Annotated in this window: 24 protein-coding genes; 10 read left to right on the top strand and 14 right to left on the bottom strand. The window is 49.2% G+C overall.

Annotated elements, in window-relative coordinates:
- Window positions 1-61: 61 nt before the first annotated feature.
- On the bottom strand, window positions 62-1,537 hold the full coding sequence (gene cysS, locus RDO88_RS01130; RefSeq protein WP_307757598.1) for a cysteine--tRNA ligase: 1,476 nt from the start codon (window positions 1,535-1,537) through the stop codon (window positions 62-64).
- 198 nt (window positions 1,538-1,735) lie between these two features.
- On the opposite strand from cysS, the gene RDO88_RS01125 reads away from it, so the two are divergent.
- Both RDO88_RS01125 and mnmA read left to right on the top strand, forming a co-directional pair.
- Entirely contained in the window at window positions 1,736-2,347 is a 612-nt protein-coding gene (locus tag RDO88_RS01125; protein ID WP_307757597.1) for a DUF4840 domain-containing protein, read from the top strand.
- Between the two features lie 107 nt (window positions 2,348-2,454).
- Window positions 2,455-3,495: a tRNA 2-thiouridine(34) synthase MnmA gene (gene mnmA / locus RDO88_RS01120; RefSeq protein WP_307757596.1), complete on the top strand. Its 1,041-nt coding sequence runs from the start codon at window positions 2,455-2,457 to the stop codon at window positions 3,493-3,495.
- Window positions 3,496-3,667: 172 nt separating this feature from the next.
- Here the strand turns inward: mnmA and RDO88_RS01115 are convergent, their stop codons facing one another.
- On the bottom strand, window positions 3,668-4,612 hold the full coding sequence (locus RDO88_RS01115; RefSeq protein WP_307757595.1) for an outer membrane beta-barrel protein: 945 nt from the start codon (window positions 4,610-4,612) through the stop codon (window positions 3,668-3,670).
- A gap of 57 nt (window positions 4,613-4,669) precedes the next feature.
- Complete coding sequence (locus RDO88_RS01110) at window positions 4,670-6,181, bottom strand: GH3 auxin-responsive promoter family protein (RefSeq protein WP_307757594.1); 1,512 nt, start codon at window positions 6,179-6,181, stop codon at window positions 4,670-4,672.
- Between the two features lie 186 nt (window positions 6,182-6,367).
- On the opposite strand from RDO88_RS01110, the gene RDO88_RS01105 reads away from it, so the two are divergent.
- On the top strand, window positions 6,368-7,378 hold the full coding sequence (locus RDO88_RS01105) for an ATP-dependent 6-phosphofructokinase (RefSeq protein WP_307757593.1): 1,011 nt from the start codon (window positions 6,368-6,370) through the stop codon (window positions 7,376-7,378).
- On the opposite strand, the gene rnc is transcribed toward RDO88_RS01105, so the two are convergent.
- From rnc to RDO88_RS01090, 3 genes are read right to left on the bottom strand one after another with little or no spacing between them, the layout of a single operon-like run.
- Window positions 7,354-8,325 (bottom strand): ribonuclease III, encoded by a 972-nt coding sequence (gene rnc / locus RDO88_RS01100; RefSeq protein WP_307757592.1) that lies wholly within the window; start codon window positions 8,323-8,325, stop codon window positions 7,354-7,356. The genes RDO88_RS01105 and rnc overlap by 25 nt on opposite strands.
- Before the next feature lie 4 nt (window positions 8,326-8,329).
- Entirely contained in the window at window positions 8,330-9,595 is a 1,266-nt protein-coding gene (gene fabF / locus RDO88_RS01095) for a beta-ketoacyl-ACP synthase II (protein ID WP_307757591.1), read from the bottom strand.
- Window positions 9,596-9,619: 24 nt separating this feature from the next.
- Complete coding sequence (locus RDO88_RS01090) at window positions 9,620-9,856, bottom strand: acyl carrier protein (protein WP_021846803.1); 237 nt, start codon at window positions 9,854-9,856, stop codon at window positions 9,620-9,622.
- 151 nt (window positions 9,857-10,007) lie between these two features.
- Here RDO88_RS01090 and purN point away from each other — a divergent pair, with 151 nt between their 5' ends.
- Window positions 10,008-10,583, top strand: coding sequence for a phosphoribosylglycinamide formyltransferase (purN, locus tag RDO88_RS01085; protein WP_307757590.1), 576 nt, complete (start codon window positions 10,008-10,010; stop codon window positions 10,581-10,583).
- Between the two features lie 88 nt (window positions 10,584-10,671).
- Here the strand turns inward: purN and pdxB are convergent, their stop codons facing one another.
- Window positions 10,672-11,715: a 4-phosphoerythronate dehydrogenase PdxB gene (gene pdxB / locus RDO88_RS01080; protein ID WP_307757589.1), complete on the bottom strand. Its 1,044-nt coding sequence runs from the start codon at window positions 11,713-11,715 to the stop codon at window positions 10,672-10,674.
- Between the two features lie 89 nt (window positions 11,716-11,804).
- Here pdxB and RDO88_RS01075 point away from each other — a divergent pair, with 89 nt between their 5' ends.
- From RDO88_RS01075 to RDO88_RS01065, 3 genes are read left to right on the top strand one after another with little or no spacing between them, the layout of a single operon-like run.
- Complete coding sequence (locus RDO88_RS01075; RefSeq protein WP_307757588.1) at window positions 11,805-12,557, top strand: lipopolysaccharide kinase InaA family protein; 753 nt, start codon at window positions 11,805-11,807, stop codon at window positions 12,555-12,557.
- Window positions 12,533-13,279, top strand: a complete 747-nt coding sequence (locus tag RDO88_RS01070; protein WP_307757587.1) for a glycosyltransferase — start codon at window positions 12,533-12,535, stop codon at window positions 13,277-13,279. The genes RDO88_RS01075 and RDO88_RS01070 overlap by 25 nt, the downstream gene beginning before the upstream one ends.
- A gap of 31 nt (window positions 13,280-13,310) precedes the next feature.
- Window positions 13,311-14,060: a glycosyltransferase gene (locus tag RDO88_RS01065; RefSeq protein ID WP_307757633.1), complete on the top strand. Its 750-nt coding sequence runs from the start codon at window positions 13,311-13,313 to the stop codon at window positions 14,058-14,060.
- A gap of 20 nt (window positions 14,061-14,080) precedes the next feature.
- Here RDO88_RS01065 and RDO88_RS01060 read toward each other — a convergent pair whose 3' ends face one another.
- Window positions 14,081-15,217 carry a glycosyltransferase gene (locus tag RDO88_RS01060; protein ID WP_307757586.1) on the bottom strand — a complete coding sequence of 379 codons (1,137 nt, stop codon included), beginning with the start codon at window positions 15,215-15,217 and terminating at the stop codon, window positions 14,081-14,083.
- Window positions 15,218-15,391: 174 nt separating this feature from the next.
- On the opposite strand from RDO88_RS01060, the gene RDO88_RS01055 reads away from it, so the two are divergent.
- Complete coding sequence (locus tag RDO88_RS01055; protein ID WP_307757585.1) at window positions 15,392-16,321, top strand: glycosyltransferase; 930 nt, start codon at window positions 15,392-15,394, stop codon at window positions 16,319-16,321.
- The gene (locus RDO88_RS01050) at window positions 16,318-17,025 is read left to right on the top strand and encodes a glycosyltransferase (RefSeq protein ID WP_307757584.1); all 708 of its coding nucleotides are present in this window, start codon (window positions 16,318-16,320) and stop codon (window positions 17,023-17,025) included. The genes RDO88_RS01055 and RDO88_RS01050 overlap by 4 nt, the downstream gene beginning before the upstream one ends.
- Here the strand turns inward: RDO88_RS01050 and glf are convergent.
- From glf to RDO88_RS01020, 6 genes are all read right to left on the bottom strand, one after another.
- Window positions 17,015-18,130: a UDP-galactopyranose mutase gene (gene glf, locus RDO88_RS01045; protein ID WP_307757583.1), complete on the bottom strand. Its 1,116-nt coding sequence runs from the start codon at window positions 18,128-18,130 to the stop codon at window positions 17,015-17,017. The two genes, RDO88_RS01050 and glf, sit on opposite strands and share 11 nt — an antisense overlap.
- A gap of 23 nt (window positions 18,131-18,153) precedes the next feature.
- Window positions 18,154-19,185: a galactofuranosyltransferase gene (locus RDO88_RS01040; RefSeq protein WP_307757582.1), complete on the bottom strand. Its 1,032-nt coding sequence runs from the start codon at window positions 19,183-19,185 to the stop codon at window positions 18,154-18,156.
- Window positions 19,182-20,234 carry a glycosyltransferase family 9 protein gene (locus RDO88_RS01035; protein ID WP_307757581.1) on the bottom strand — a complete coding sequence of 351 codons (1,053 nt, stop codon included), beginning with the start codon at window positions 20,232-20,234 and terminating at the stop codon, window positions 19,182-19,184. The genes RDO88_RS01040 and RDO88_RS01035 overlap by 4 nt, the downstream gene beginning before the upstream one ends.
- Window positions 20,231-20,836 (bottom strand): DUF4254 domain-containing protein, encoded by a 606-nt coding sequence (locus RDO88_RS01030; protein ID WP_307757580.1) that lies wholly within the window; start codon window positions 20,834-20,836, stop codon window positions 20,231-20,233. The genes RDO88_RS01035 and RDO88_RS01030 overlap by 4 nt, the downstream gene beginning before the upstream one ends.
- A gap of 108 nt (window positions 20,837-20,944) precedes the next feature.
- Window positions 20,945-22,183: a glycosyltransferase gene (locus RDO88_RS01025; RefSeq protein ID WP_307757579.1), complete on the bottom strand. Its 1,239-nt coding sequence runs from the start codon at window positions 22,181-22,183 to the stop codon at window positions 20,945-20,947.
- A gap of 10 nt (window positions 22,184-22,193) precedes the next feature.
- Window positions 22,194-23,189, bottom strand: a complete 996-nt coding sequence (locus RDO88_RS01020; RefSeq protein WP_307757578.1) for a glycosyltransferase — start codon at window positions 23,187-23,189, stop codon at window positions 22,194-22,196.
- Between the two features lie 174 nt (window positions 23,190-23,363).
- On the opposite strand from RDO88_RS01020, the gene RDO88_RS01015 reads away from it, so the two are divergent.
- Window positions 23,364-25,202: an ABC transporter transmembrane domain-containing protein gene (locus RDO88_RS01015; protein ID WP_307757577.1), complete on the top strand. Its 1,839-nt coding sequence runs from the start codon at window positions 23,364-23,366 to the stop codon at window positions 25,200-25,202.
- Window positions 25,203-25,208 lie beyond the last annotated feature (6 nt).

The raw sequence follows: 25,208 nt of genomic DNA, 5'->3' as shown, positions 1-25,208 counted from the left end.
TGCATCCCGTATCATTGCGGGTGCAGCCTCGCTTGCCTTTATCGGAAGTTTGCCTCCCGTTTTATTTGTTCAGTTTCCATTCCGAACCGTCCTTGCCGTCTTTGATTTCGAAGCCGAGGGCGGTCAGTTCGTTGCGGATTTTGTCGCTCGTAGCCCAGTCCTTGTTGGCCTTGGCCTTGGCGCGCTCTTCCAGCAGCATGTCCACTACGTGGCCGAAGGCTTCTTCACGGGCAGCGTTCGAGGCGTTTTCAGCCTTCAGTCCCAGGATGTCGAAGCAGAAGAGGCGGAAGGTCTCTTTCAGTTCGTCCAGGTCGGCAGCGGTGATGGTGTCGTTACCGGCCAGGATGTTGTTCACCATCTTGGCACCATCGAACAGGTGGGCGATGACGATGGGCGTGTTCAGATCGTCGTCCATGGCGTCGTAACACTTCTCGCGCAGTGCCTTTACGTCGACCGTCGATGCCTGTGCGGGCGTTATCTTCTCCAGTCCGCTGACGGCATCCATCAGTCGGGCCAGTCCCTTCTCGGCAGCCTTCAGGGCTTCGTTGCCGAAGTCCACGGTGCTGCGGTAGTGGGCCTGCAGGGTGAAGAAGCGGATGGTCATCGGCGTGTAGGCCTGCTCCAGCAGCGGATGTGTGCCGGTGAAGAGCTGCTCCAGTGTGATGAAGTTGTTGTAGCTCTTGCCCATCTTCTGTCCGTTGACGGTCAGCATGTTGTTGTGCATCCAGTAATGTACCATGTCGTCGCCCTGGCTGGCTACGCTTTGTGCGATCTCGCATTCGTGGTGGGGGAAGATGAGGTCCATACCGCCTCCGTGGATGTCGAAGTGTTCGCCCAGGTACTTGCGCCCCATGGCCGTACATTCGCAGTGCCAGCCGGGGAAACCGTTACCCCAGGGCGAGGGCCAGCGCATGATGTGTTCGGGCTGGGCATTCTTCCACAGGGCAAAGTCGGCAGGGTTGCGCTTCTCGTCCTGTCCGTCCAGTTCGCGGGTGGTGTTGAGCACGTCGTCCAGGTTGCGGCCCGACAACTTGCCGTAGTGGTGGTCGTGATTGTATTTGGCCACATCGAAGTATACGGAACCCTTGCTTTCGTAGGCATATCCGTTCTTCAAGATTTCCTTCACCAGTTCAATCTGCTCGATGATGTGTCCCGAAGCCTGCGGCTCGATGCTGGGACGCAGTACGCCCAGTGCATCCATGGCCTCGTGGTAGCGGTTGGCATAGTATTGTGCCACTTCCATCGGCTCCAGCTGTTCCAGGCGGGCCTTCTTGGCTATCTTGTCCTCGCCTTCGTCGGCGTCGTGTTCCAGGTGGCCCACGTCGGTGATGTTGCGCACGTAGCGCACTTTATATCCCAGATGTTTGAGGTAACGGAAGAGAATATCGAAGGTAATGGCCGGACGGGCGTGTCCTAGGTGTGGGTCGCCATAGACCGTAGGGCCGCAGACGTACATACCCACGTGCGGGGCGTGCAGCGGCTTGAATACTTCTTTCCTTCGGGTCAGCGTGTTGTAAATCGTCAGTTGATGTTCCATATTGTTAGGTTTTTATTTCCGGTTGAAAGCACAAAGTTACTGTTTTTCGGATAAGTAGCTCCATGATGGCCCTGTTTTTTTGCCGGCATCTTACTTCGCTGTTTTCTTGTTAACGTTTGTTAAGACTCGTTTGTGCAGTATTTCCGGCCTTTCCATCTTTCTAAAGCAAAGACTAACTGACTAAACTGAACAATGATTATGAAAAAAGAAATGAAATTCAACCGCCTTTTTGTGTCCTTGATGTTGGCCGGCTGTACGCTGGGTTTTGTTGCTTGCAGCGACGACGACGATCCCCAAAACCCCACTGAACCGAAAGTAGAAGATGTATACGGTGACTATGCCGGCTTGATGCAGACCGCTTTGTTGGATCAGTCGACTTTTGCCGAAGGAGAAGGTGAAGAACCTGCAGGCGTCGATGTGGCTGCTCAGGTGAAGAACGATACCGTTTACTTCGATGAGTTCCCCGTGCGCGACCTGATTGTTTCCATCGTTGGTGAGGAACAGGCCGATGCCATCGTTGAGGCCGTTGGCAAGGTAAGCTACAAGGTGGGCTATGAGGCTACGATGACTGCCGCCAAGGACAGTGTCTACATGGCATTCGACCCGAAACCGCTGGAAATCTCCGTACCGATGGATGAAAACAATACGTTGACCGTAAAGGTAGAAGTGGCAGCTGCCAACAAGGGCAACTACGAGTTCGAGACAAAGAATCTGAACCTGGGACTTGAAGCCAGCAGCGTGACGGTCAATGACCAGCCTTTCCCGGCTTTCCCTGCTACCGGATTTACCTTTGAAATGAAGAAGAAATAAGTAAAACGAATGAATAACTGCAAGTTAGTCTGATACCGATAAAAGGGATGCCCGTCGTGGCATCCTTTTTTGTATCTTTGCCTCCGTAACGCTTAACAGACCGAACGATGGAGAAACGTGTATTGCTGGGCATGAGCGGAGGGACCGACAGCTCCGTGGCGGCCATGAAGTTGCAGGAAGCCGGATACGAGGTGACAGGCGTCACCCTCCGCCTGCACGACGACGGAGGGCGTGGTGCCGAAGAGGCTGCCCGTCTGGCCGACCGTTTGGGTATTGCCCACTTCGAATACGACGCCCGCGAAGCCTTCGAAGCGCAGGTGGTCCGTTATTTCACCGAAGAATATCTGGCGGGTCGCACGCCCGTACCCTGTACCGTGTGCAACAATCGGCTGAAGTGGCCGCTCTTGGCCCGTCTGGCCGATGAAAGGGGCATCTCCTGCATCGCCACGGGGCACTACGTGCGGAAGGTATGCCGCGACGGGCTGTGGTACATCGCTCCTGCCGCCGATGCCGACAAGGACCAGTCGTTCTTCCTTTGGGGACTGAAGCAGGATATACTGGAGCGCATGCTCCTGCCCATGGGCGACCTGACCAAGGTAGAGGCCCGTGCCTATGCCGCCCGTCGGGGATTTCAGCGTGTGGCCGAGAAGAAGGACAGCCTAGGCGTATGCTTCTGCCCGATGGATTACCGCACCTTCCTGCGCCGGGTGGTTCCGGCTGATTGTTTGCCCGGACGGGGAGCCTTTCTCGATGAAAACGGTGCTTTTCTGGGGTGGCACGAAGGCTATCCCTTCTACACCGTAGGCCAACGTCGCGGACTGGGCATTCACCTGAACCGTGCGGTCTATGTGAAGGAGACATGCCGCGAACGCAATGAAGTGGTACTGGCGCCGCTCGCCTCCCTCTATCGGACGGAGATGTGGCTGAAGGACTGGAACCTTGTGGATGAGGCCCGGGTCTTGGGCAGTGGGGCGGTCATCGTGAAGATACGATACCGCAAGCAGGCCAACCGCTGCCTCGTCTCGCGCACGGACGACGACCGCCTGCACGTGCACCTGCTCGACCCGCTCGAAGCCGTGGCTTCGGGGCAAGCCGCCGCTTTCTATGATGCCGAAGGGCTGCTGCTCGGGGGTGGAATTATCCTATAATGTTTTAGACTAAAACATACGACCTTTTGCCCCAAAACATTACCGCTTTTGGAGCAAAAGGTCCTATGATTTTGAGAGGAGCGAAGCCTGTCCTTTATGCAAGCCTTCCCTCGTCTTACAGAAGTCTGTGTATCAGCTGCTTTCTGTTTTCCTGTCTCGGAAACCTTGAGAATCAGAAATGGTAGCGGATGCCGACATTGAGATGCAGGCGGAAAATGCCGGAAGCACTGTCGTCGGACTGCGTGGCGCCATCCTGTTCGGGCAGCGAACCGGCGATATATCCGATGTTGGCTCCGATACCGATGTGCTTGGCCACGTTATACTCCGCACCTATGAGGAAGTTGTATCCTACACCGGCCGTTGAAGCACTCCCGAGGTCCGATGATTCCTTGTAGTTGAAATAGCCGATGCCGGCTTTTTCCTCGAAAGCCCAACGCCCGGCTTGCTGTTTCATGACAAACTGCGGGGCGACGTAGGTAAGCGCTACCTTGAAATCGGTTGGGCCGTATGTGTAGGAAGAATGGTAGCCCGAGTACATCAGTCCTGCACCGAATCCGTTTTTTGATACCCAGTCGTATCCCAGTTGCCAGTCCAGACCGTTCTTGGGATGCCCTGTGGCTCCTTGCGGCAAATAGAACTTGCTGGTCATGAAAGCGTATCCTATGTTGGCGTAGAACGTATGATGCTGGAGAGTGGATGGATCTTCACACTTGCAGTCGTCCGATGCGGGTACGGACGATGTGTTTCGTGCGGACAACGTTTCTGCCTTTGTTCCGTCTATCCGAAGCATGTTGCCTGTAATCTGATGGCAGCTGCTCCATAGCGAAGGCTGTTTGTGTCGGGTCAGGGCCAGCGCATTGCCTCCGCTTTTGGCAGTTTCTTCTTTGGCCAGTGCCACCACCTGCTCGTAGCTGCATTGGGTAGTCATCCCTCGGTCCACGACCTTTACCTGGCCTATCTGCTGTGCGGTTTGCGGTACGGAGTCGCCCACTTCGTACAACCGTACCTCGTCGGCTGTGGCGAGGGGCGGATAAGAACGGGTAATGTCTGTAATTACCTTCGGAGCGCAACTGCCCAACAGAATGGGCAGAAGGAGCCATAGCTTTTTCATTTTCATATGTAATCCTTTTAAGGTATGACTTGTGTGGCGGAGGCAGACCCTCTGTCGGCCTGCCTATCGGTTCAGCTTCAGCATTTCTTCGATATATTCGCGCGTGTTGCTCAGGCGGGGAATCTTGTGCTGTCCGCCCAGCTTGCCTTTCTGGTCGAGCCAGTCGTGGAAGAGGCCCGTGCGTGCCACGATGACTTCCAGCGGTTGCAGGGCCAGGTCGTTCTGGCGTTTGGCCTCGTAGTCGGAGTTGACCTCCTTCAGCGTGTCGTCCAGAATGCGGGCAAACTTGCCGAGGTCGTCGGGCATCTGGGCGAACTCAATCAGCCACTGGTGGCGGCACTTGGCGTTCGCATCCATGAAGACGGGAGCGGCGGAGTAGTCCGTAATGCGTGCGCCCGTCTCGGCACAAGCCTTGGCCAGTCCCTTCTCGGCATTGTCTACGATGAGCTCTTCGCCGAAGGCGTTGATGAAGTGCTTGGTGCGGCCCGTGATGACGAACTTGTAGGGACGGTTGTTGGTGAACTTCACTGTATCGCCGATGATGTATCGCCAGAGGCCGGCCGAAGTGGAGATGACCATGGCATAATTCTTGTTCAGTTCCACCTCTTCGAGGCAACAGATGCGCGGGTTCTCCTTGCCGATGTCCTCCAAAGGTATAAATTCATAGAAGATACCATAGTCAATCATCAGCAGCATGGAGCGGTCGGTGGGGTCGCTTTGCGTACCGAAGTAGCCTTCGGAAGCATTGTAGGTCTCTACGTAGTGCATCTTGCTGCTGCGTATCACCTCCTTGTATTGCTCGCGGTAGGGTGTGAAGGCTACGCCGCCGTGGAAGAAGACTTCCAGATTGGGCCACACTTCCTCCAGGCTCTGCTTGCCCGTTTTTTCCAGGATGTGCTTGATGAGCACCAGCATCCACGACGGTACGCCCGACAGGTTGGTGACGTTGGCATGGATAGTTTCGCGGGCAATGGCTTCCATCTTCGGCTCGAAGTGTTCCATCAGTGCCGTCTGCTTGCTCGGTACGCGGATGTAGTTGACCAGCGGATTGAGGTTTTCCATCAGGATGGCCGACAGGTCGCCCACAAGGCTGTGGTTCGTGTTCAGGTTGGGAGCGTGGCTTCCGCCCAGAATCAGTCCCTTGCCCGAGAAGAATCGGCTTTCGGGGTTCTGACGCAGGTAGAGGGCTACGGCGTCCTGACCGCCGCGATAGTGCGTGTCGTGCAGCGATTCCTTGCTGACGGGCAGGAACTTGCTCTTGTCGTTCGTCGTACCCGACGACTTGGCAAACCAGCGTATTTCAGACGGCCACAACAGGTTTTGCTCTCCGGCCCGCAGGCGGGCTACGTAGGGCTTTATTTCTTCATAAGTCTGTATCGGCAGGCGGTTCTTGAAGTCTTCGTAAGTGCGTATGGAACTGAAGTCGTACTTCCGGCCCCATTCCGTCCGGGCGGCCTTGCTGACAAGGCGCATCAGTACACGGTGTTGTATGTCTCCGGCATTTCCGGCATACAGGTCTATTTCCTTCGCGCGGGAACTGAAATAGATGTTGTTGAGGAATCGCGTTATATTCATCTTTCTTATTGAAATCAGATTCTGCACGCAAAAGTAATCTTATTTCCGCTCTTCTCTATCTTTTTTCTGTTTTTTTTCTATCTTTACGGCTGCATTTGTGGTGCAAACTGACATGTTGACCACTTTATACGACGTAATGATAAAATATTTTCTCCGAAAGGGGAAAAGAAGGAACGGAGGTACTATATGAGAATCGGTATTTTGACTTCAGGAGGCGATTGTCCGGGTATCAATGCGACAATCCGCGGTGTGTGCAAGACGGCCATCTGCCATTATGGAATGGAGGTAATCGGCATTCATAGTGGTTTTCAGGGGCTGATGACCAAGGATGTGGAGACGTTTACAGAAGATTCCTTGTCCGGCTTGCTGACACAGGGCGGGACAGTGCTCGGCACGTCGCGCGAGAAGCCTTTCAAGCGGGGAGGCCTGATGGACGGTGTGGACAAGCCGGCCTTGATTGTGCAGAACATCAAGGAACTGGGACTGGACTGTGTGGTGTGCATCGGTGGAAACGGTACACAGAAGACGGCGGCCAAGTTTACGGCAATGGGCGTGAACATCGTATCCGTGCCTAAGACCATCGACAACGACATTTGGGGAACAGATTTTTCCTTCGGCTTCGATACGGCGGTGAGCATAGCCACCGATGCCATCGACCGTCTGCACTCCACGGCAAGTTCGCACAAGCGTGTGATGGTCATCGAAGTGATGGGGCACAAGGCCGGCTGGATTGCTTTGTATTCAGGTATGGCCGGTGGTGGCGACGTAATCCTGATACCCGAAATTCCTTATAATATCCATAACATTGGCGAAGTCATCCTGAACCGTCTGCGCAAAGGGCGTCCTTACTCCATTGTGGTGGTGGCCGAAGGTATTCCGACCGACGGGCGGAAGCGGGCAGGAGAGTACATTGCTCAGGAGATAGAATACGAAACAGGTATTGAGACACGCGAAACGGTACTCGGCTATATTCAGCGCGGCGGTTCGCCCACACCTTTCGACCGCAATCTGTCCACACGTATGGGCGGGCATGCCACAGAGCTGATAGCCAGCGGCCTGTTCGGCCGTATGGTCACCTTGCAGGGTAATGACATTTCGTCCCTGCCGCTCGAGGAGGTGGCCGGAAAGTTGAAGCTGGTGACCGAAGACAATGATTTGGTCGTACAGGGACGTCAGATGGGCGTCTGCTTCGGATAAGAAGAATCTTCGGAAGGGCAGGGAGCTTCGTCGGCTTCCTGTTTTTCTATAATGGGTGTTTCGGAAACAGATATTTCCACTTCGACGGAGGTCAGGGAAACTTCTGCCTCAGAGGCTTCGGTCGCCGGAGCTTCGTCGGCAGGCAGAGGATCGTCTATGGTTGTGGCGGCGGCCTGATGTTCGGCCTTCAGCCGTTCTATCTCTGCTTTGAAGGCTTCGTCGGATTTGAGTTTCTTGAGTGCCATCTGCGCGGCGTTCTGCTGGGATTCCTTCTTGGAATATCCCGTGCCTGTTCCTGCCGGAAGTCCTTCTATACGTACTTCGGTTTGGAACATAGGGTTGTTTTCGTGGTCGATGAACTGCTCGATGAGTTCAAACGAAACTTCTACCTTGTGCTTCTGGCTCCATTCGATGAGCTTCGACTTGAAGTTCATCTCCTTGCGCGACATCTTGTCCAGGTCGATGTATTGTTTGAAGATTTTCTGCTCGATGAATTGCTTGCATCGGTCGTACCCTTGGTCAAGGTAGATGGCGCCGATGAAGGCCTCGAATGCGTTGCCGTACATGTAGCTGTTGTGCGAGGAAGAGCGCGAGGCATACTTCACGAGCTTGTCCAGGCCGATTTCTACGGCCAACTTGTTCAGTGTTTCGCGTTGTACGATTTTGGAGCGTGTGTTGGTCAGGAAACCTTCACGCTTGCCTTCGAAGTGCTTGAACACGATGTCGCCCACGATGGCGTCGAGAATGGCATCGCCCAAAAACTCCAGGCGTTCGTTGTTGATGGGTCTTCCTTCCTCCGAACGGAGCGAGGTGGATTTGTGGAGCAAAGCCTGTTGATAGACTTTCAGGTTGCGGGGAAAGAATCCCAGGATGCGATAGAAACAAAAATAAGACTCCCGTTCCTTATGGAACAAGAGCCTTATTCTGTCTATCTGGTTACGTAACACGACTTTACTCTGCGTATTTCTTGAAGATGACACAAGCGTTGTGACCGCCAAAACCAAAGGTATTGGACAAGGCAGCGTTGATTTCACGCTTCTGAGCCTTGTTGAACGTGAAGTTCAGGTCGTAGTCGATGTTCTCGTCGTTGTCGCCCTCAGTGTGGTTGATGGTCGGAGGTACGATGCCATTCTTGATGGCCAGAATGCTGGCAATGGCTTCTACGGCACCGGCTGCACCCAGCAAGTGACCTGTCATAGATTTGGTCGAGCTGATGTTCAGTTCGTAGGCGTGCTTGCCGAATACTTCCTGGATGGCTTTTACTTCCGAAATGTCGCCCACCGGAGTGGATGTACCGTGTACGTTGATGTAGTCAATCTGTTCGGGTTGCATCTCTGCATCCTCCAGAGCGTTTCTCATCACGAGTTTGGCTCCCAGTCCTTCGGGGTGTGATGCTGTCAGGTGATGGGCGTCGGCCGACATGCCTACACCGGCTACCTCAGCATAAATCTTGGCGCCGCGCGCTTTTGCGTGCTCCAGTTCCTCCAGCACGAGACAACCGCCTCCTTCACCCATTACGAAGCCGTCGCGGCTGGCGCTGAACGGACGTGATGCCGTTTCGGGTGAGTCGTTGCGGGTGGACAATGCGTGCATGGCGTTGAATCCGCCTACACCGCAAGCGGCGATGGCAGCTTCCGAACCACCTGTTACGATGGCATTGGCTTTGCCCAGACGGATCAGGTTGAATGCATCGGCAATGGCATTGGTCGAAGTGGCGCAAGCCGAGCACGTAGCATAGTTGGGTCCGTGGAAACCGTACAGAATGGAAATCTGTCCGGCTGCAATGTCCGAAATCATCTTGGGGATGAAGAACGGATTGAACTTGGGACCGTTTTCCTTGCCCGTCAGTGCATAGTTGCCTGCTTCTTCTTCGAATGTGCGGATACCGCCGATACCGGCACCGAATATAACACCAATTTTGTTCAAATCCTCATTTTCGACATCAAGACCAGAATCTGTAACGGCTTGCTTGGCCACGCCGATGGCATACTGGGTGTAGAGGTCCATCTTGCGGGCTTCCTTGCGGTCGATATATTCGCTTGCGTTGAAGTTCTTCACTTCGCAGGCAAACTGGGTCTTGAATAATGATGCGTCGAAATGAGTAATAGGTCCCGCCCCACTAACTCCATTGACAAGGTTGTCCCAGAATTCCTGGACGTTGTTTCCAATGGGGGTAATGGCACCGAGACCTGTTACTACAACTCTTTTTAATTCCATGTTCTAAAAACTGATGGATAAAAATTACTTAGCGTGCTCTTCGATGTAAGATACGGCGTCACCTACGGTAGCAATCTTCTCAGCTTGATCGTCGGGGATAGAAATGCCGAATTCTTTTTCGAATTCCATGATAAGTTCTACAGTGTCAAGAGAATCAGCTCCCAGGTCGTTAGTGAAGCTAGCTTCGTTAGTAACTTCTGATTCTTCTACGCCTAATTTATCGACGATAATCGCTTTCACTCTTGATGCAATTTCAGACATAACTTTAAGTTTTTAGTTAATAAATTGAGTTTATTTCTCTATTTTTGCGTTGCAAAGGAATGAATATTTATTGTTCTGAGCAAATATTTGACGAATTAAATGCAATTTTTTGCACAAAAAACAGTCTTTTGTGCAAAAATAAGGAGGTTTTATGGGGAAAAATGTTGCAATTTTGGCTTCGGGTAACGGTACGAATGCCGAAAACATCATCCGTTATTTCCAAACGGAAGGAGGAGAAGACAGGGTGGTGCTGGTCGTGTCTAACCGTCAGAATGTGAATGTCTTCAAACGGGTGGAAGACTTGCATGTTCCTTGTATATATATAGGTAAGGAGAAGTGGGCAACCGGCGAGGAGGTCATGAAGCTTTTGGCTGACTATCGGGTGGACTTCATTGTGCTGGCCGGCTTCTTGGCCAAGGTGCCCGATGTATTGTTGCATGCTTATCCACAACGCATCATAAATATTCATCCCTCGCTTTTGCCCAAGTTCGGCGGTAAAGGCATGTATGGCGACCGTGTCCATCAGGCCGTCGTGGAGGCGGGCGAGCACGAGAGCGGCATCACCATCCAATATATCAATGAGCACTATGACGAAGGGGACATCATCGCCCAATTCAGTTGCCCTGTTTTTCCAGAGGATACGGCGGAAGACGTGGCGATGCGGGTGCATGCGTTGGAGTACGAGCACTATCCGCAGGTCATCGAACGATTGTTGGCCGAGATTTGACAGAAGTAGGGCAAGCGGGAGGAAAGCAATGCTTTCTCCGAAGGAAAAGGCTGTTTTCGTCGAAGGAAAGCAGCCTTTTCTTTTTCGCTTAAATATAGTTCACTTGGAAGGCCTCTTTTTCGCGTCGCAGGGGATAGTCGCCGCGAAGCTTCTCGAAGCATTCGGGGTGGAGGCGCAGGGCTTGGTCATCGCGCCGCGGGTCGTACATGGCGAGGCTGGCTTCCGTCAGGTCATGGGCCTCGATAAGGGGCTGGGGCGGTGCGGGCGGCTCAATGCGGTAGTGGGCATCGATGTGGAAGAAGCGGCACAGCGCGTCGAGCGACATGCGGGTGGCGTTGGCCTTGCCGTCGGCCGAATAGCCGGCAATGTGGGGCGTGCCGATGAAGACGTGGTCGAGCAGGTTGAGGTTGATGTCGGGTTCGTGCTCCCAGACGTCGATGATGGCGTCGCGCACCTTGCCTTCCTGCAGGGCGTGGAGCAGGGCTTGTGTCTCGATGACTTCGCCGCGCGAGGTGTTGGCGATGACGGGGCGTCGCTTCAGGCGGCCGAAGAAGGCTGCATCAGCCAGGTGAAAAGTCTTGTGAGCCTCTTCGCGGATAAGGGGGACGTGGAAGGTCAGCACGTCGCATTCTTCCATCAGCTGCTCCAGCGGAGAGAAGAGGTCTCCTCCTTCCTTCTCCTGTCGTGGAGGGTCGTTCAACAGGACGCGCATACCCAGTTCGCGGCCTACCTGCGCCACTTTTGTGCCCACATTGCCTACACCGATGACGCCCAGCGTCTTGCCCTCCAGCCGGAAGCCCTTCTGGCGTTGGAGGAGCAGGAGGGAGGAGTGCATGTATTGAGCTACAGAGGCTGAATTGCAGCCAGGAGCATTCTGCCACGTAATACCTGCTTCCTGGCAATAAACCGTGTCGATGTGGTCGAAGCCGATGGTGGCGGTGGCGATGAAGCGCACGCGGCTGCCCTCGAGCAAGTGGCGGTCGCAACGGGTGCGGGTGCGGACAATCAAGGCATCGGCATCCTTGACAAGTTCGGGCGTGAAGTCCTTGCCGGGCACGTAGACGGCTTCGTCGGCAATGCCGGCCAGCGCTTCTCTGATAAACGGAATTTTGTCGTCGACTATAACTTTCATGTGGTTTGAGGATTTACTGGGGCAAAGGTATATAAATATTGCAGATATGAGAAATATTCTCTACTTTTGTCAATTAGAATATATTGAGAATGAAAATTCATATAAATAAGAACTTCGACTTTTTGTCCGAATGGTTGTCTGGACTTCCTCTGCGATTTGATGTGGAAGGGGGAAAGACGTTGCACGACGGACGGAATGTGGTTCGCTGCTTTGAAGAAGGCGGTGTACGCCTGGTTGTAAAGCGTTTCAAACCGGTTAATTTTATTCAGCAGATTGCTTATACTTTCTTTTGCAGGACAAAGGCTGAGAAAGCTTATCGTTTTGCAAGAATCTTCCAGGAACGTGGGTTTGATACGCCTGCGTCGGTCGCTTATATTGAAGATTACCGGTGGGGATTGTTCCGAATAGGCTACTTTGTATCTTTGTATTGCGAGAATCCTCCAGCTTTTCCGGCTTTGGTTCCTGTAGAGCATTATGATGAGCAGTTGGCACAGTCTTTGGCAGAGCTGATTTGTCGGATGCATTTGAAAGGCATTCTGCACGGAGATTTGAATTTTGGTAATTTCCTTTATCGGAAAATGGAAGATGGACGTTATACTTTTACCATCATCGATACCAACCGTTCTCGTTTTATGGAACATTGTCCGGATGAAGAATCCTGTCTTTATAACTTGCGCACCATGACGCATCGTCGTGACTTGTTCTGTTATATGGTACGTGAGTATGCGAAATTGAGAGAATGGAATCCGGACGAAACCGAACAGAAGGCCTTGCATTATTTAGAAAAGTTGGAATTGAAACATAAACGGAAAGAACAATGGAAGAAACTCAAGAAACACTGATCCCCAAGGTAATTCATTTTTGCTGGTTGAGTAACGATCCTTATCCATTGAAGATTCGTCGGTGTATGGATACGTGGAAGAAGGTTATGCCCGACTACGAAGTCAAGTTGTGGAATACAGATAACTTTGACATAGATTCAGTTCCCTATGTTCGTCAGGCTTTCGAGGCTCGCAAATGGGCGTTTGCTGCCGATTATATCCGTATGTATGCATTGTATACGGAGGGAGGCATTTATCTCGATTCAGATGTGAAAGTGCTGAAACCGTTTGACGAGTTTCTGCGTTATTCTTTCTTTTCGTGTGTGGAACATCATCCTACTCAATTGTTACAAACGGATACTGCTCGCCTGATAGCCGAGGATGGTACCCGTATGGGTGACGGTTACATATCGGGCATGCAGATTCAGGCTGCAGTGATGGGAGCGCAGGCCGGTTGTCCTTTTGTGAAAGATGTGCTGGATTGGTATGCAGGGAAAGATTTTCAGAAGGAACTGCCTGCGAATTTGTTTTCTCCTCTGATTTATGCTCGGATAGCGGAAAATTATGGCTTCCGATATTTGGATATGGATCAGCAGTTGAGTGGCAATATGAAAATTTTCCGCTCAGAGATTTTTGCAGGGAATAAACATGAGGCAACGCCATTTTCTTACGCTATTCATTTTTGCGCACATAGTTGGAAGGATTCGTTCGTTGACAGATTGTGGCGTCTCTTGAGGAAGTAAGTTTAATAATCAGTATTGTTTTTTGATTAGGATGGAAGCCCGATGTTTATTCAGCATAGTGACGGTATCATATAATTGTGCTGCTCAGTTGGCTCGTACAATAGAGAGTGTGTTGTCTCAAAGTTGTATGGATTTGGAATATATCGTTATCGATGGGGGGTCAACGGATGGAAGCGTGGATGTTATCAGAAAATATCAGAATGCTTTGTCCTATTGGTGCTCAGAGCCTGATGGCGGAATTTATCAGGGTATGAACAAAGGTATTGATCATGCCCAGGGAGAGTGGATTATTTTTATGAATGCAGGGGATGTGTTTGCAGGGCAAGATGTGTTACGGCAAATGGCTTTTCATATCCGTCAGAATCCGTGTGATATAATTTATGGTGATATATTAACCATCAAAGATGGAGTTGAAAGATTGAAACCGGCATCTGATCCTTGTAATAAACAACGGATGTATTTTTGTCATCAGGCAGTTTTCGTTCAGACACATATTCTGAAACAAATGCATTTTGATGTCCGTTTTCGCATGTCTGCAGATTTCTATTTCTTTAAGTGGTGTTATAAGGCCGGGTATAGATTTGTACATGTGTCACTTCCAATCGCAATATACGATTCCAATGGTATATCCAACACCCAACGAACCAAAGGCCTCTATGATAACATTCGCGTTATAAAAGAGTTGGATAAGGGATGGGACAGAATAAGGTTTCTTGGCAAATTGTATTTTGTCATTTTTTGGATCAATCTGAGGCGTTCTCTCAGAAAGAAGCGTTCGTGACTCAGTGTCCGATAAATGGATTATTGTTTTAAAATGTGTTTGTATAGATTCATCAAATCTGATGCAATGTTTTCATCTGAGAATCGTTGTACATATTGAAGGCTTTCATTTTTCATTTGTTCAGCAATGGATTCAGAATACCATATTTCATTGATTTTCTTTGCCAATGCGCATTCATCATCCGGATCAACATAAGCAGACGACGGCCCTCCTGCTTCTTCCAGGCAGGAACCAGTGGCGGCAATGACAGGCAGGCCAGAATGGATGGCTTCAATAATCGGAATACCGAAACCCTCGAAACGTGATGGATATATAAAGAGTGAAGCCAATTGATAGAAACTTGGCAGTTCGTTGAAAGGTATCTGATGGAATATTTGTATTCGTTTCTCCAAATGATGTTGGTGGATGAATGTTTTCACTTCATCCGTATAGGCGGTATGTTTTCCAACGGCAACTAGTCGGATGTCATCGGGTAAATGGAGTAAAGCTTTGACGATGAGTAATAAGTTCTTTCGTTCTTCGATACTGCCTACGTTTAGGATAAATCTGTTGGGCAGGGAATATTTTTTTCTGACTGTTTCTTTCTCTTCTTTTGATACGGGCTTTTTGAATGAAGCGTCACATCCTTGATAAATGACGCTGATTTTACTTTCCTCAATGTTGAAATAATGTATGATATCTCTTTTGGTCGCTTCACTGATGGCTATAATGTGATTGCTGTTTTCACATGCCTTTCTGAATTTATAGGCATAAATTTTTCGGTCAATGTATGGATAAAATTTTGGATAGCGTAAGAATATGAGATCATGGATGGTCACAACGCTTTTGATTCCGCTTTTTGAAACGGATAAGGGCAATTCATTGCTGAGGCCATGAAAAATGGATAAACCATCAGCCCTGAATTCATGTGCCATGTTCCATGTGCGCCAAAGAGAGGGAAATTGTTTGTCAATTGATTGGGTTGGAAATTTGATGGATACATTAGGTCTCTGTAATAGCTTTTTGAGCTCATTGTTGGCTTTAGGCTTCGGAGCGTATAGCAGAAATTCATTTTTATTATCTTCAGATCTACTGAGGATATCTATTATAAAACGGCTATAGTTTCCTAAACCCGTATAGTTCTGTACTGCACGTTTCCCGTCAAAACCGATTTTCATTGTATATTAATTTGAGTCTGAAGCTTGTTATTGATTTAAGCATAAGTGTTTTATAGTTCAACATTCTGCTTGTTTTTAAATTACGCAAAGTTAGCATTTGTTTTATTAATACGGGAAATTGCCATAGACTTTTGCAATAAATTCTTATTTTTGCGAAATTAAACTTGTGACGATATGATGGATATTGCCTGTTGTATAGATTCCAATTATGCAAAATACTGTTATGTGATGCTGACGTCTTTGTTGGAGAACAATAAAGGCGAGCAGATATCTGTTCATGTATTGGGTAGCAAGTTGGATGTTGATTCTCGTTTTCTTCTTCAAACGCTTGTAGAGAAGCAGTACGAGCAACATATTTATTTTTATGAAATAGATTCTATGCTTCTTGATGTTTTCCCTGAAACGTTGTCCTATGTTTCTTTGGCAGCTTATTGCAAGTTATTTATTCCTGCCGTACTTCCATCTGCCATTACAAAGGTCTTGTATTTGGATTGTGACCTTATAGTCGTGGGTCTATTGGATGAATTGTGGAATAGAAATTTGGAAGGAAAGGCATTGGCGGCAGTAAAGGATGTGCATAAAGGCATTTTTGAGGATTGTGCCCGTTTGGGCATTGACAATGCCCGTTTTGATTATTTTAATAGTGGTGTTATGTTGCTCCATCTTGATTTTCTAAGACAATCGGATTTTGTCAACCGTGCATTGGATTTTGTAAAGAAGCATCCTTCTCTTCCTTATCATGATCAGGATGTTCTGAATGCTTTGTTGTATCAGGATGTTTTGTGGCTGCCTTATCGTTACAATTTGCATGATTGCCTTTTTCATCGGAAACGCTATTTGTCTAAGGAAGAAGAGAGTATATTATCGGATGAAATCTTGAAATATCGAGTCGTGGTCCATTTCTCTTCCCGTCGGAAGCCTTGGGGAACGCGAAGCCTTCATCCTTGGCGTAATTTGTATTTTACCTATCTTGACAAGACACCGTGGAGGGGGGAGCGTCCCACTTTGACTTGTAAAGAGTGGTGTTGGCGATTAAATAGAAGATTGTCTGGATACATGCATTGGGTAAACGGATATAGAATGTTTAAAAGTATAAAGATATGATTCCGAAAATAATTCATCTGTGTTGGTTCAGTAACGCCCCCTTTCCGGTCGAAATAAAGATTTGTTTGGACAGTTGGAAACGGGTATTACCCGATTATGAGGTGCGCCGCTGGACGTACGAAGATGCCAAAGCTATTGGTTGTCGTTTTATTGACGAAGCTTTGGAGGCACGCAAATGGGCTTTTGCTGCCGATGTGGTCCGTTTTTATGCCATCTACAAGGAAGGTGGTGTATATATGGATAGTGATATTTTGATGAAGAAACGCTTTGACCGGTTTATTCCTGAGCATGGTTTTGCCACCTTTCATGAACATATTGGTTCTAAAATGCAGTTGCAGGCAGCTTTCCTAATAGGTGAAAAGGGAAATGCCTATTGCAAATCAGTTTTCGACTATTATAACCAGCACTCTTTTCTGAAGTCGGACGGCACGTACGACCAAACGATTTCTCCGGTTGTGATGTTGGATATGGCTTATGCCAGAGGATATAAGCCTGAGGATACAGAGCAGCATTTGGATGACGATGTGGTGATTTATCCAGGATATTATGTTACCCCTTGTAAGAAGAATGTGGAAGTTCATCCCGATGCCATAGCTTTGCATACGATTTATGGTAGCTGGAGAAAGCGTAAATTCGGGCGGAAACTGGAGCTTTTTGTGAAACACCAGTTGCTTTGCATCAGATATTTCCTTTTTAAGCGTTAAGCTCCTTGTCCCATAGCTGAAGTGCTGCCAATACCGTGTCATCCATATCAGCATAGGTATATTGAGCCAGTCGGCCACCGAAAAGCACGTCGGATTGTTGCATGGCCAATTCTCTGTATCGTTGATAAAGGGCATTGTTCCGCTCGTCGTTTACCGGGTAATAGGGCTCTTTACCTATACTGAATGAGTCGGGATATTCATACGTGATGCAAGTGAACGGTTGAGTGTCGAACTCGAAATGCTTGTGCTCGATGAGGCGTGTGTAGGGAACCTCTCTTTCACAATAATTCACCACGGCATTACCTTGAAAATTGTCTGTGTCGTCCAGACGTTTGTGCTCGAATCGCAGGCTTCTGTATTCCAGATGCCCGTATTGGTAGTCGAAATACTCGTCAATGCACCCTGTATAGAGTGTTTTACGTGCTATACCGGCCAACTCGCTTTTATGTTCAAAGAAATTGCAGTTCGTTCGGACTTCCGTATGTCCCAGCAGTTTTTCAGTCAGTCGGTTGTAGCCTCCTATAGGAATGCCCTGATAAGGGTCGTTAAAGTAATTGTTGTCATAGGTAAAGCGGAAAGGGATACGCTTGATGATGAAAGCGGGCAGTTCGGTGGCGGCCCGTCCCCATTGCTTTTCGGTATAACCTTTGATAAAACGCTGATAGATGTCCTTGCCACATAATTTCAGGGCCTGTTCTTCCAAGTTGCGGGGCTCTTGGATATGGGCATATTCTCCTCGTTGTTGTTCAATCTTGGCTTGGGCTTCGGCAGGTGTGCGTACTCCCCAAAGCTGATGAAAGGTATTCATGTTGAAAGGCAAGTTGTACAGCTGACCTTCGAAGCAGGCGAGGGGTGAGTTGGTATAGCGGTTGAACTCCGTCAGGCGGTTGACGTATTCCCAGATCTTCCGTTTGTCAGTATGGAAAATGTGGGCACCATAAAGGTGTACATGGATGCCATCCACGTCTTTACAATGAATATTGCCTCCAGTGTGTGGGCGTTTGTCTATCACCAGACAACGTTTGCCTGCTTTTTGTGCTTCATGGGCAAATACGGAGCCGAACAGGCCGGTACCTACAATGAGATAATCGTAATGAGGAGTCATATCGTTGGAGAATGAATTACGGATTATTGGTTCTTAAGTTGTTGGATAGCAGTTGTCAAGGCCTCTCTGACGAAGTCACCGTTGGCCAGCTTCATGCCGATGCGGCAGGCGTTTTCCTTGAGTGTTCTGTATGTCTCTGGAGTAAGTGCTTGCAGGATGCCCTCAATATCTTCCAGCGAATTCACACAGAAGCCCGCCTGTTGTCGTTCGATGAATGGGGCCAGGGCAGCTTGTTTCCAGATAATGACCGGCATGCCGCAGCGCAGGTAGAACGATGTTTTGTGCGGATTGTTATAGCGAAGATATTCGCCGAAGTTGCCTGTACACGAATGGATGGAAGCACCGTCCCACACCAGTCCGAAGTGGCCTTGCGGATGGGCTATCAATTGGTCGGACGGAACGAATCCCTGATAGTGCAACCGTTCGCTGTTGGCTGCTTTGGTAGGTTCAAATCCGTTGCCAAAGAGTTTGAAGGCGTAAGAGTTGATGTATCTTCCCACGTCATACAGAAATTGGTTTTTACGAATGGCCAATGCACCGGCATAGACGATGTGGTAGGGCGGGAACGGCTCTTCGGCCTTCGGTACCGGATGAGGCGACAGATAGTCGAAGATACCGAGTTCGCCCACTTGGGCACGGCAACCGTTCTGGAGCAGAAAACTTTTCATGGAGGCATTGTGGGCAATGATATAATCGGCATGATTCAACCGGCGCATTTCTTTTTCTACGGTCAGCTTCTTGCGTCGGAAACTGCCCAAGTCGTGTATGATAACCACTACCTTGGCTTTTCTCCAATGTGCAGTCCTGCATACGAATGTGAAATATTTTTTCAGAGGATATTGCAGAACAAGAATGTCGCCTTTGTGCAGGCCGAACGGAGCTTTCAGTACTCCCAACAGGGTGAACAGAAAAGCCGGTATGGGATGGGTATAGTGGCTTTGTTTCAGCCCCACATTCTTGAATCCCATGGCGGCCATAATCTGTTCGATGTCGGTTTTGGCCTTGTTGCCGGCGCCGTTCAGGTCCTTGTAGTTACGTGACAGGTAGCAGTTCATGCGTTGTTCTCCTTTTGAGGTTGATGGATGATTGAATCTATTTTTTGGATGATGTTTTCTGCCTGGATGGTCGTCAGGCAGGCATAGTCGCCGCGGCGGCAGGGCTTGTTGCCGAAGACGGAGCAGGGGCGGCAGGGCAGGTTGGTCTGGACGGCGTTGTCAATGCTCTGGTGCCAGCCCATGAAGCCGGCATGAGGATGCGTGGCTCCCCATACAGAGACGACGGGGGTAGCGGTGAGCGAAGCCAGGTGCATGTTGGCCGAATCCATGGAGACCATCACTTGCAGGTGACTCATCAGTGCCAGTTCCTGATTCAGTTTCAGTTTACCTGCCAGCGAGGTGACGTTCGGGTAAGTGGTTGCCCATTGCTCCAGCTGGGGCGTTTCGGCCTTGCCGCCTCCGAAAAGGAAAACCCGGCAGTCAGTGCGTTCTGCCAGACGGGCAATGAGTGTCTCGGTGGTAGCGGCAGGCAATATCTTGCCCCGATGGGCAGCAAAGGGGGCGATACCTATCCACGACTTGTCGTCGGGCAGGTCGGTAATATCTTGGAAAAGAGCTGGATCGCCCTGCCCGTCGCCATAGATGGAGCGGAAGGTGGTGTGGACGGGCAATCCCAGTTGGCTGAATACGGCTTCGTAGCGGGCGAACGAGGTAGGGAGCGGTCGGCGGGCTGATGCTCCGTCCCGAACCAGGGCATGCTTCTCGCTCCGGCCTTTGTCGATGTGGGCCGTGCGGGCTCCCGACAGAGTGAAGAGGGTACGGATTACCTTGCCGCGGAGCACGTCGTGCAGATCGGCCACCGTGTCGTAGCCTTCGTGGCGGAGTTCGCGGAAGAGGCGTACCAATCCTCCCAAGCCCTTGTAGTTGTTCAGGTCGACACCCCGGAAACGGACGTTGGCGGGCATCCCTCCGAACAGGGGCTGTACGAAGGGGCGGCTCAACACCGTGATGTCCACTTGAGGATATTGGCGGGCAAGGCTGTCGATGACGGGCACCGTCATGGCCACGTCGCCGAAGGCCGAAAAGCGTATCACCAACAGCTTCATCACTTCTTGCCGTAGAGTACGGGGTTCAAGTCCGGGTCGTTGTACATCTTCATCTGCTTGTACACCTTCATGTACTTGCGCCCGGCCTCGATATCGGCCAGGAGCTGGTCGATGGCCGAGGAGAGGTCTTTCTGCTGCTCCAGCAGGACGGCCAGCTTGTCGGCGCACTGCTTGTGGTGCTCGGGTGTGGTGTCGGTGCGCTCCACTTCCTGGCGCATGTGGTAAATCTTCAGCGCGAGGATGGACAGGCGGTCGATGGCCCAGGCAGGACTCTCGGTGTTGATGGTGGCGTCGGGCAACACGCTGACTTCTTTATATTTGTCCAGAAAATAGCTGTCTATCAGTTCCACAAGGTCCGTGCGGTCCTGGTTGGACTTGTCGATGCGGCGCTTCAGCGTGAGGGCTTCGGCGGGGTCGATGTTCGGGTCGCGGATGATGTCCTCGAAGTGCCATTGCACGGTGTCTATCCAGTTCTTCAGATACAGGTAGTATTCGATGCTCTTCAACGGATAGGGGTTTCGGATGAGAGTATCCACGTTGTCGGTCTTGTGATAGTCGTCGATGGACTGCACGAAGATGGGGTTACAAAGTTCGGTAAAGCTCATAAAAAGTATTCTGTTTATAAATGAATGTTTCAGTCACTTCATACAAAGCTAGACAATCTTTTTGATACTTCCAAATAACTTCTTCTTAAAAAAATTGTGGATGTTTCTTTATCCCAAACTTTCAATTTTATCTTTTAATTTTTGAAGTATGAAGCTCCAGTCATAATGTGCCTTGACATAATCTGCGCCTTTTTCTCCCATTTTTGTGCGTAACTGTTCTGAAGAATCCAGTTTTTTTAGCTGTTTGACGAAACTTCGAGAACCATAGTATGGGACAGCTGCTTTTCCGCTTTTTCGACAATGTTCATAGAGTACATTACAAAATCCGTTGACTAGCATTGCTTTTTTCAGGCTCATGGCTTCAAGCAAAATTAGTGACAAACTTTCAAAGCGAGAAGGGTTTACAATAATCTTTGCATGTTGCATGATGGTAGTTTTTTCATTCTCAGTGACAAAACCTGTATATATGATATCGTCTTGGTTGATTTGCTCTGTGAACAAGCCTCCCACCAATACCAATTTTAGTCTGGAGTTGGGACATTCTTTCTTGAATAAGGAGAAATACTTGAATAAATTGTCTGTCTTACATGAGTCGACTCTGCCTACATAGAGCAGATATTCGTCTGGAATATTGTATTTTTCTTGTGTAATTTCCCAATCAGCAGGTTGTGCCATTTGAATACCGACACTGATAATACCATGTGGTGACATTTTAGGTCCGAATATTTTCTGTGCCAATCGTTCTTCTGCTTGCGTGTTGAAACCGATGTAGGCGGCGCGTGTAAACACTTCTGTGAGAATAGAGCGGAAGGAAATGCTGTGATTGTGCATGGTTGGAATCACAATTGTTTTCTTTGGAGCATAAAGAGTGGTATAATACATGTGTGGGTAGTCCAACGAAATGGGTATAAATACCTTGTACTCATTGGCATGTTCTCGAATGAAGTCAAATTCTGCAGATGAGTAGAATACATTACTGTTCATGAAGCCCAACTCGTATTTTTTGCGGTATGTCCACACTGGGAATATCGTAGCGAGAGGAGCCAATAACCGAAGTTTGTAAAGAGTTCGCCTTAGTTTGCGAGAACGTTTGGCTTTTTTATAAAACGAGTGTTCTTTTTCTTTATCAATAGGGTTGGTCCTGAATCTGCGTATCAAGACACCGTTCAGCATTTCTTCTCCTTCCGGATATTCGTCTCCTCCGGTCACATAATTCTTTACGCAGGTCGTGAGAACTTCTACCTGATAATCTTTCGTAAGGCGCTCGGCCAGCATTCTACAATGGAACTCTGCACCTCCATTTATTTCAGCTCCATATCTGACAACTACGAATGCTATTTTTTCCATACAATACAATTTAAAGATTTGAATAGGAATTAAGACAATATCGCTGTATACGGGGAGCGATTTTTCCCAATAAACTTTGTTTTTCCCATAGGGTAGCCTTAATATATAATTGGCAACGCCAAAATAAAGAGCGTTTGGCCTTGATAACCTCTGATTCGTTTAATAAACAGTATAATTGTTTATGTGGCAAACAATCTTTCAAGTCTGTAATTTCTTGAAGTATAAGTTCCAGCCTGTCTTTCAAACTGAACGGACATGATTCATTCATTTTTTGATAGTATTGTTGCAACCACTCAAAAAAATGTATACTGGCCTGAGTTCTTCTGACTCTGAGTTCTGTTTGTTTGCTGGCTGATAAGTTAGTCCCGCTGTCACGCCAAAAGACTCGGCCATTGGAGAAGGTACAGATCCCTTTATGATGGGCACATGCCACTACGGTGGCGTTATCCGAACGATAAGCTAAGTCGAAGTTAATGAACCCGCCTGCTTTTTTGAAATGTTCGGTTCGGAAAATGAATTCCGGCATGCGTGCATCAATTTGATAAGTATATAATTTTCGAAGAAAATCTTCAGATGATATCCATGAAGGAAATGGAGTACAGTGTTTGATGATTTTGTCTTCCGCATTTATCAGGTCGATATTAAAATGGTACACATCGCAATCTGTCCCTTTGTCTAATGTTTGATAAAAGGACGAAACACACAATGGGTTCATCAGATCATCATCGGAAAACATGCAAAAATAAGGCTCATTATTCATCATCTCTATACAACGTTCCCAATGATGTATTAAATTGGTATGCCCGAGATTGTTGTCGAAACGATGGTATACGATGTCCAATTGGTTGGAATATTGGTCGATAATGTCTTTTAGCGGATAAGGACTGTTGTCATCTCCAATATACAGAGTGAAACGTTGGTCAGTTTGCCGGCTGAGGGAGTTCAGGGTCTTGTCTAGATATTCTCCCTTATACGCGGGGATGATGATTGCCAGTGAGTTGTTCATATAGTCAAAGTTTGGGATAATTTCTGCAAAATTAGCATATTGTCGTGACTTTGCAAAATAATAGAATGCTCTTGATGCATTCAGTGGATAAGTATTTTTAAAAAATATGTATTATTTCGCAGTGTGGGCTATTTTCTCTATCTTTGCCTGCCGTAATATTTTAATCGCTGCAAGATGAAGGAATTCCTGCAATTAATGAGACGTTTTGTGTCTCCTTACAAGAAATATATCGGTTGGGCCATTGTTTTGAATGTCTTGTCTGCTATATTTAATGTGTTTTCGTTTACCTTGATTATTCCTATTTTGAATATATTGTTTAAAACGGGAGATGAGACGCAAGTGTTTCATTATATGGACTGGGGCAGTGCCGGTTTGAAAGATGTGGCAATAAACAATTTCTATTATTATGTGACCCAGTTGATAGACTATTACGGGCCTTCGATGACGTTACTTTTTCTGGGCCTTTTCCTGGCTTTTATGACCATGCTGAAAACAGCTTGTTATTTTGGATCGTCGGCCGTGATGATACCATTGAGGACGGGGGTCGTACGCGATATCCGGGTAATGGTTTATTCTAAGGTGATGTATTTGCCTCTCGGCTTCTTTTCTGAGGAGCGTAAGGGGGATATCATTGCACGTATGAGTGGGGATGTCGGTGAAATAGAGAATTCTGTAACCAGTTCTTTGGACATGTTGTTGAAGAATCCTATTTTGATTATACTTTATTTTTCGACACTGATTGTTACCAGTTGGCAGTTGACTTTATTCACGATATTGGTGTTGCCGGGAATGGCCTGGCTGATGGGGAAGGTTGGCAAGAAACTGAAGAGACAATCCTTGGAAGCGCAGTCCAAGTGGAGTGATACGATGGCTCAGTTGGAGGAAACGTTGGGCGGCTTGCGTATCATTAAGGCGTTCATTGCAGAAGATAAGATGGTGCGGCGTTTTAAGGAATGTAGCGATGAGTTGCGTGATGCTTCCAGTAAGGTGGCTATTCGTCAGTCGTTGGCTCATCCGATGAGTGAGTTCCTCGGTACGTTGCTTATCGTATTGGTACTTTGGTTCGGCGGATTGCTTATTTTGGGAGACAATTCTTCGATAGAGGCATCTGTCTTCATCTTTTATATGGTGATATTGTATAGCATCATTAATCCTTTGAAGGAGTTTGCCAAAGCGGGTTATAATATCCCGAAGGGTTTGGCATCAATGGAGCGCGTAGATAAAATTCTGAAAGCCGAGAACCCCATTAAGGAACCTGCCCAGCCCAAACCGCTGAAGGGACTGGAGCATCAGATAGAGTTCCGCGACATCAGCTTCAGCTACGACGGACGGCGCGAGGTGTTGAAGCACGTCAACCTGACCGTGCCCTGCGGACGGACCATCGCGCTGGTGGGGCAGTCGGGCTCGGGCAAGTCGACGCTGGTCGACCTCCTGCCGCGCTACCACGACGTACAGCAGGGCGAGATACTCATCGACGGCACCAACGTGAAGGACGTGCGCATCCGCGACCTGCGCTCGCTCATCGGCAACGTCAACCAGGAGGCTATCCTCTTCAACGACACCTTCTTCAACAACATCGCCTTCGGCGTGGAGGGGGCCACGATGGAGCAGGTCATCGCTGCGGCCAAGATTGCCAATGCCCACGACTTCATCATGGAGACGCCCGACGGCTACAACACCAACATCGGCGACCGCGGCGGCAAGCTCTCCGGCGGCCAGCGTCAGCGCATCAGCATCGCCCGCGCCATCCTGAAGAACCCGCCCATCCTCATCCTCGACGAGGCTACCTCGGCCCTCGACACGGAGAGCGAACGACTGGTGCAGGAGGCCCTGGAGCGCCTGATGAAGACGCGCACCACCATCGCCATTGCCCACCGCCTCTCCACCATCCGCAACGCCGACGAAATCTGCGTCCTCTACGAAGGCGAGATTGTGGAGCGTGGCCGCCACGAGGAGCTGCTCGCCCTGAACGGATACTACAAGCGGCTGAACGACATGCAGTCGCTGAGCTGACAAAAC

Origin of the sequence: uncultured Mediterranea sp. (genome assembly GCF_902493215.1) — a bacterium.
Lineage (GTDB): Bacteria > Bacteroidota > Bacteroidia > Bacteroidales > Bacteroidaceae > Bacteroides.
This window is presented reverse-complemented; position numbering and strand designations above follow the sequence as displayed.